General features: G+C 35.5%; 7 protein-coding genes and 1 pseudogene. 5 read left to right on the top strand and 3 right to left on the bottom strand.

Annotated features, from left to right (window positions below; translation table 11 throughout):
* Positions 1-153 precede the first annotated feature (153 nt).
* Both AC5KOD_RS03385 and AC5KOD_RS03380 read right to left on the bottom strand, forming a co-directional pair.
* On the bottom strand, positions 154-555 hold the full coding sequence (locus tag AC5KOD_RS03385) for a transposase (protein WP_496913129.1): 402 nt from the start codon (positions 553-555) through the stop codon (positions 154-156).
* A 688-nt stretch (positions 556-1,243) separates the two neighbouring features.
* The gene (locus tag AC5KOD_RS03380) at positions 1,244-1,474 is read right to left on the bottom strand and encodes a transposase (RefSeq protein ID WP_496913128.1); all 231 of its coding nucleotides are present in this window, start codon (positions 1,472-1,474) and stop codon (positions 1,244-1,246) included.
* 310 nt (positions 1,475-1,784) lie between these two features.
* Here AC5KOD_RS03380 and AC5KOD_RS03375 point away from each other — a divergent pair, with 310 nt between their 5' ends.
* The 5 genes from AC5KOD_RS03375 to AC5KOD_RS03355 all read left to right on the top strand — a co-directional run bounded on the left by AC5KOD_RS03375 (position 1,785) and on the right by AC5KOD_RS03355 (position 7,294).
* Positions 1,785-3,404 carry a BspA family leucine-rich repeat surface protein gene (locus AC5KOD_RS03375; RefSeq protein ID WP_496913127.1) on the top strand — a complete coding sequence of 540 codons (1,620 nt, stop codon included), beginning with the start codon at positions 1,785-1,787 and terminating at the stop codon, positions 3,402-3,404.
* A 180-nt stretch (positions 3,405-3,584) separates the two neighbouring features.
* Positions 3,585-4,835: an EF2685/EF0750 family sortase-dependent surface protein gene (locus AC5KOD_RS03370; protein WP_496913126.1), complete on the top strand. Its 1,251-nt coding sequence runs from the start codon at positions 3,585-3,587 to the stop codon at positions 4,833-4,835.
* 18 nt (positions 4,836-4,853) lie between these two features.
* A complete protein-coding gene (locus AC5KOD_RS03365) occupies positions 4,854-6,104 on the top strand; it encodes a BspA family leucine-rich repeat surface protein (RefSeq protein ID WP_496913125.1) in 1,251 nt (416 codons plus the stop codon).
* Between the two features lie 48 nt (positions 6,105-6,152).
* Positions 6,153-6,728: a hypothetical protein gene (locus AC5KOD_RS03360; protein WP_496913124.1), complete on the top strand. Its 576-nt coding sequence runs from the start codon at positions 6,153-6,155 to the stop codon at positions 6,726-6,728.
* 143 nt (positions 6,729-6,871) lie between these two features.
* The gene (locus tag AC5KOD_RS03355; protein ID WP_496913123.1) at positions 6,872-7,294 is read left to right on the top strand and encodes an HAD-IA family hydrolase; all 423 of its coding nucleotides are present in this window, start codon (positions 6,872-6,874) and stop codon (positions 7,292-7,294) included.
* On the opposite strand, the pseudogene AC5KOD_RS03350 reads toward AC5KOD_RS03355, so the two are convergent.
* Positions 7,252-7,590 (bottom strand): annotated as a pseudogene (locus AC5KOD_RS03350) (transposase); the annotation flags it as partial. The gene AC5KOD_RS03355 and the pseudogene AC5KOD_RS03350 sit on opposite strands and share 43 nt — an antisense overlap.
* Position 7,591 lies beyond the last annotated feature (1 nt).

Here is a 7,591-nt window from a genome sequence, read left to right as displayed (position 1 = left end):
AGACTGCTCACTATATACTGACTGCTAGTGGAAACAGCTAGATGGGCTTTATAAGCTAAACCAGTACTGATTTTTTCCTTCACTATTCTTTTTAATTCCCCAAGTAGGTTCCGTAGGAACTAAGTGAGATAAATCAACGTTCCTTACTTTCAGCTATTCTTCAACTGAAAGTAGTTTATCATTAGCGGTTTGACGGGCTTTATCATGCGCCGTAACATGAGTCGCATCGAGTGCAATCTGCTCAGAAAATAACCCGTTGACCTTATCAACTTGTGTGAGTAACCGTTGATTCAGTTCATCCATTATGCTTGGATTGGTAGTTAGTTCGTGTGCAAAACGTGAAAAAGTCGCTTCCGAAGGCATACGCTCTGAATAGAGAAAACCTAAACTCTGTTTAAATACTAGATCTTCCTTCAATCGTTTAATTAACGCTCTAATCGTTGGGATTCCTTCAACATAACGAACGGCAAATGCTTTAAATGTCGCTTCATAATTAACTGTCACAGGTCTTCCAACACGATGGTCTTTATCAAACAACGCCACAACCTTTTCAATTAATAATGGGGAGAATAATTCGCAATAACGTTGAATCGGTTCTAATTCTAATAAAATTTCAATGTCTAAAAATGTCGGTTGGTGTATAATAGTTATAGAGGAACACTCCTTTTTGATTATGTCTGCTTACACTTACATTATATCAAAAATGGGGAGGTTCCTTTTTTTATTTAGCGTGCCCAGCAAGCTGTTAATTGCTAACTGGTGAAAATCCAGTCTGAGTAAGCGCCAAGGCGCTCAGTAGCTATCAGGCAGTTATAGGCGAAATCCTATGGCTGAAGCCCTGTGAACGGTTGTAACATAAAGTGAATTCTGCGGCTCTATAAAAGAACCTGCGCAAGCAGTCAAAGAGAAGTCGAGCCTTAAGGTAGCATCGAAATCTATAAAGCAAAAGCTGAAATGAGGACGAGGTGGAAGGGAGTCGGAGGAGGTCATAGTACCTATCACCACTAAGACAACATAACTTAGTGTAGGAAAGGACCTCTACTTCACCTAATTTACGAAAAAAGTTGAGACCTGGATGAGTGCCCAAAGTGGCTAGTACCGTCCTGAAATAACAAAGGTGGGAGACTGAAAGTAAAACAACGACCCGAAGGTCGTTGCTCGAAATCAGTTTTCTACTCTACATGCTTGCTTAAATACGGGATCATTCTTGAGTAAGGTAGTAGCATTATCGGCTTGATACCCTTCAATAGTTTGAAATAAGCACTGGGATAAGCAAAGAGCTAAACGAATGACATCTGTAACTATTTTGGGTAGTCAGACTAAATATGTTGGTTACCATTTCCTTAAAGTTTATGGCATGAAGGAATTCATTGACTAAGAGTAGGCCACCGTGAGAAGATAAATTACCTCCATCATTAGATAATTGGATTTTAGGGTTGAATTTTAGTTGTTTTTTCTGTAAAGTTACTATCATGGGACTCCTTTCAAAGTGGTTGTGGTGACTTAACTTTATCAGAAATGAGTTCTTTTTTCTGCACCTAAATGATGCAAAGTGAAGGAACTCAAGTGTTTAATGGGTTTCCTTCACTTTATTTGTTTTCTTATGAATAATTCAGGATATGTCAATGTTTTTAACATTATATGATGCTATAAAAAATTGTAATCCAATATTGATATTTTCTTGACGTTCAATAACTGATACGGTATTATAAAACACGTGTAGTAGCATTTGACGACTAAATAATAAATACTACCACATAAAAATGTTTAAAAAGGGGATAAAAATGAACAGAAGAAAGATATTGTTAATTTTTTCAGTGATGATTGTTGGGATATTATCACCACAAAAAGCAGAAGCTGCAATTACGGCTACAAATAAAGAGACAAAGTCAGCGGAAGAAGCATTGTGGGAACTAGACGATAAGGGTGTACTTACTTTTGAAAATGGTCTAATTCCAAAAAAAGCAAGCAATAATCCCTGGGAGGACCTAAAAGGTTTAAATGAAATAGTCATTAAAGAGAATGTTGCTGCGCCAGCAGATTCAAGTTGGCTATTTTTCAGTAATTCTGGATATAGTCTATCAAATGTAGAAAAGCTAGATGTTTCGAATGTAGTCAACATGGAGTCGATGTTTTTAAATTCTGAGTTAAAAACCAATAGCAAAGTAAATTTGAGTTCTTGGGATACATCAAAAGTGACGAACATGAAAAAAATGTTTGAAGCAACGACAGCTTTAAATGACGATTCTGAAGAAGTGATTCCTGAAGTAGTATTAAAAGGCTGGGATACCTCTAATGTTACTAATATGAGAGGCATGTTTGCGTCAGCAAGTTTGAATGTGTTAGATTTGAGTAGCTGGAACACCTCCAGAGTAACAGATATGAGTTACATGTTTAATATGTTTTTCTTCTATGCTTCTCCCTCTACACATCCACACCTAAACATGCAAAAGTGGGATACATCGAATGTGAAGAATATGTCGCAAATGTTTTCTCATTCACAATTAGATGCTGTAAATGTGAGTGGATGGAATACCTTGAATGTAACAGATATGTCGAGTATGTTTTATGGGGCTCGTTATATAACACAACTGGATCTAAGTAGTTGGAATACATCAAGAGTGACAAACATGAGAGAACTTGTTTATGGAATGTCCAAGCTAGCTGCTTTGGATATTAGTAGCTTTGATACGTCATCATTGCTAGAAGAGATTGGGGCTAATGGAATATTCTTTGGACTTGATGAAATTGAACAAATTACGCTAGGACCAAAATCAGTATTTACTGAATTTTATACATTTTTACCTGAAGAGGTTTATCCACATGAAGGCAGTGTACATTGGGAAGGTATCCTTACCAAAAATTTTTATAATTCAAGTGAAGAGTTTATGAGAAACTATGATGGAAGCAAACCAGATACTTATGTTTGGGTAAGTGAAAAAAGTGCAGCTGATAATATATCTGATGCTGAAATTCGTTTGCTTAAAAGTGCTGGTGTATTAAGCTTCGTTGATATCGAAACAGACGCACAAATTCGTTTTGAAGATGTTACACTTAATGGAAAAGAACAGAAAATCCGGGAGAAACAAGGGAACAAAGCAAAAGTACAAGTACTGGACACGCGTTCTGATAAATCCAAAGGCTGGGATGTAACTGTTAATTATCTGGATGGTAATTTTTATGATTCTGATTTAGATATGCTATTCACCCCTCAATCGACAACTAGTGTTTCACAAAATATTGCTCTCTCTAAGGAAGCACAGGTGTTGTTCTCAAGAGGGCAGGATGTTTCAACAGAAAACCATGAGACGATTTTAGCACCAAACTTGCAGATTTCTTCATCAATGAAACAAACAGGTGAGATTCGAACGGCACTAAATTGGACACTTGTTCCAGAAGTGTAATAAAAAATAGTTAGTCATTCATAGCGAGATACAAAAAATTCATAATCTTTGCACTAAAGTAAGGTGACTGGGAAGGGGAGAGCAAAAATTAAAGTTAGCAAAATAGGAAAGCTTTTTCTGTTTATCATTAGTTGCTTAGGAATATCTATTATCACAAACTCTGCTGTAGTTTATGCAGAGATGGGTGAGACGTATTTCGTCAAACCTGTACTACCAGAAAATCAAATGAATGATACTAGTGATTATTTTGATATAAAGTTAGCCCCAGGTAAACAACAAACCTTAGCGATTGATCTATATAACAATACTACTGATGATAAATCTTTTAGTGCAGCTATTGAAGATGCTATCACGAATGATTATGGTGTGATTGAGTATACTAACACTGTAGAAAAGTATGATGAATCACTTAAGTATAAATTTACTGATTTAGCGAAAACAGAAGAAATTTTTCAGGTGAAAGCCAACTCTCACAAAAAATTAGAAATTAAGGTAACCATGCCAGAAAAAGAATTTGCTGGTATCATTTTAGGGGGAATTCGAGTTTCTGAAAAAGCGAATCAAGAAGCAAAAACATCTATTTCTAACGTTTTTTCTTATGTTCTGCCGGTTAAAATCCGCCAAAATGACGCTTTAATTGCAAATAAATTGAATTTTCATGGTATCAGTATTGGGCAACAAGCTTACGGCAATATTATTAAAGCAACGTTGCAAAATCCGCAATCAGAAATTTTACGAGACCTTTTTTTAGAAGCAAAAATTTATCATAAGGGAAAAAAGAAAGTCCTTTATGAAGAAAAGAAAGAACAAATGAAAATGGCTCCCAATAGTCGATTCAATTATGGGATTAAATTGGGGAAAAGTGAGTTTAAAGCTGGACGTTATCGTTTGGAACTTACAGCAAAAGCTGATAAGTTATCCGAAAAATGGGTGAAAGAGTTTGAAATTACTGCTAAAGAAGCTAAAGAGTTGAATGATCAAATGGTTTTTAAAAATAAGAAATCACTTGATTGGAAATGGTATGCTCTAGGTATTCTTGGGATTTTGCTCGTAGTAGTAGTAATGATTTATCTGTATAAAAAACGTCAAAAAAAGCTTAAACAACTACAGCATCGTAAAAAGAAAAAGAAAAAATCCACAACAATGCTGCTGTTTTTTTTAAGTATAGGACTAACCTCTGCTTCGCCTGCAGTTGCTACTGAAAGCTCTGATCAAGTGAGTACAGCAACGATTAAAATAACAAAAGCCAGTGAAAAGAAAACTGACTCATCACAAGAAAAAGAAAAATCTACTAGCATCACAAATAAAGCGGATGTCCAGAAAACATTACCAAAAACGAATGGTACAAATAACGAATATTTGCTTTTTGCTGGATTGATATTAGTAGGTGTTTCAGGCATCTTTTTTACAAAGTTTAATTATATGTTATAAATGGAAAAGGAGACAGATATGAAAAAAAGAAGCCTGGCTCTGCTGACTGTTTTGCTGACGATTCTTAGTATGATTGCTTCACAAAAAGTTAGTGCTGCAACTGTTGCTACAAATGAAGGGCATAGAGTTGCAGGAGAAGCACTTTGGGAATTGGATGATCAAGGAGTGTTATCGTTTGAAAATGGTATTATTTCAAATGAAAATGAAAGTGGTTCATGGAAAGAACTTTCCAATGTAAAAGAAATAGTCATTAAAAATAATGTTTCTGCTCCAGAGGATTCAAGAGATTTATTTGCAGAATATGATTTTGAAGCGGAAGTTGTTAAATTTACTGGAATTAATGAGTTAGATGTGTCAAATGTTACAAATATGTTTGGTATGTTTGGAGCAGTTAACACTCCTGAGTTAGATTTAAGCAATTGGGACACGTCAAAAGTGACAAATATGTATGCTATGTTTTCAAATTCTAAAATAGCGAACATAAACACCAGTGGCTGGGACACCTCTAAAGTTGAGTTCATGTCTGATATGTTTAGAAATACGACTATTGAAGCGCTAGATATAAGTAGTTGGGATATGACTAATGTGATGACTTATAGTTCAATATTTTTATATGCTAATAAACTTAAAAAGCTGACATTAGGGGAAAAATCAGTTTTTGTATTAGGATATACAGATCTAGGTAGAGATTTTGACGACAGTGAACCTTCATGCTGGGAAGGAATTAACACCAAAATATTCTACAATTCAAGTCTGGAATTTTTGGAAAAATATGATGGCAGTATGCCTGATACCTATATTCGTGTAAACCCTAAGAAAGAGAGAAGCTCAGATGCAGAAATTCGTCTTTTAAAAGATGCAGGTGTGTTGAGTTTTGTTTCGCTCGATACAGAAGCCCAAATTCGTTTTAATGATGTTACTCTGAATGGAAGCGAGCAAGAAATTCAGGAAAAATCAGAAAATCAAGCCAAAGTTAAAGTGAGCGACACTCGTGCCAATAAAACTAAGGGCTGGGATGTAACTGTCAATTACCAAGACAATCATTTTTATGATTATGGGTTAAGCTTAACTCTTAAGCCGACTGCTCAGCTAGGTACTGTTAAGGACATCATTACTTCAAAGAATGCTCAGGTATTCTTTTCAAGAGGTATAACTATAAGTGAAAATTATGAAGCGATTCTTTCACCACTCTTGTCTGTTTCTGCTACAACACAGCAACTCGGTGAGGTTCGAACTGGATTAAATTGGACGTTAATTCCAGAAGTTTAAGCGAAGAAATACAAATAGATTAAAAATATAAAAGGAATGGTGAGACAAATGAAAAAAATGATGATTTTAGGAACAACAACTTTAGTAGGACTACTTTTAGCACCAGTTTATGTACAAGCTGATGAGACGAACGGACAAACAGAGGCCGTTGTTAAAATTGCTCCAGAACCGCAAACAGGAGAAATAAAGTTTAAAGATATTTCAACAAATGCTCATATTAAATTTGTAGATACAACATTGAATGGTGCTATTCAAAATGTTCAGGAGGAGACTAAAGGAGCGGCTAAAGTTGTTATTAGTGACACTCGTGCTAATTTACCAAGTAATAAAACTGGCGCTTATCGAGTAACAGTAAAAGATGTTACCGTTGCGAATTCACTAGATTTTTTAAGTAATAATCTTGCTTTAAATTTAGCTAGTAGCAATATAGCAGGCCAAGGTGATCATGTACATTCTGAGATAACAGTTTCAACATCTGAACAGAATGTGTTTACAGGTGTTTATGAAAAAGATATTACTGAAAAAGCTGTAACATTGAACCCTACATTAGATATTCCTGCAGTTTTAGAGGCTGATGGAGATTATAAAGCTAATTTGGAATGGACCTTGATTCCAGAGGTTTAAGAGATATAGATATGAAAAGAATGGCTCTCTATGTCCAATGATGTGGACGGTCAGAATTTAGTCGAATTTCCTATAAATTAAGCAACTCTATCAGTCATGATGGAGTTGTTTTTTTGTGTTAAATTGAAGCTAACTAGAATGCGATGCTCTGGGAAGCTTTTGAAAAAGGAGAGTTAGCAAAGGAGCGAGTATTGGCTGATCGTTTTAGTTATATTTTTAGTGAGTGTGGCTTAGTTAGAGATGGGGCAGAGATGGATCAGATTTTTCGAGATTATTTAAAAGAGGAAGCGATTCTTTTGGATGGAGCTTTTGACACTGTATCGGAGTTGTCAATTACTCACCAATTGTATGTTGTCACCAATGGTGTGTTAGCTACGCAGTATCGGCGTTTAGAAAAAGCTCAGTTAATGCCATACTTTGCTGATATTTTTGTTTCAGAGGATACTGATTTTCAAAAGCCTATGCAAGAGTTCTTTAACTATGCTTTCGAGCGAATTCCAGAATTTGAACCTGAGAAGACCTTGATTATTGGTGATTCGTTATCGATAAGCTGTGACCGAAATTGAATAAAACATTCTTCAAGAAGAGCAGCCGTAGCTGGCTCAACACGAAAACGATTGATTGTACGATAGCTAGCCACTTCGTGGTTAGTCAGCCACATCATTCGAATACTATCTGACATGAGCCTTTCAATTTTTCTACCAGAAAATACCGATTGAGTATAGGCATACAAAAGAACCTTCATCATCATTTTTGGATGATAGGCTGGTCGTCCTATTTTCTTTTCAACTAAATAAAAAATGTCTTCAGGTATGGACTCAACTAATCCATTGACCGCTTTTACAAGGTCAGTTTCTGGAATT

This window comes from Vagococcus sp. WN80Y (genome assembly GCF_059621045.1).
Note: the sequence above shows the minus strand (reverse complement) of the source record. Positions and strands in the feature narration are given on the sequence as shown.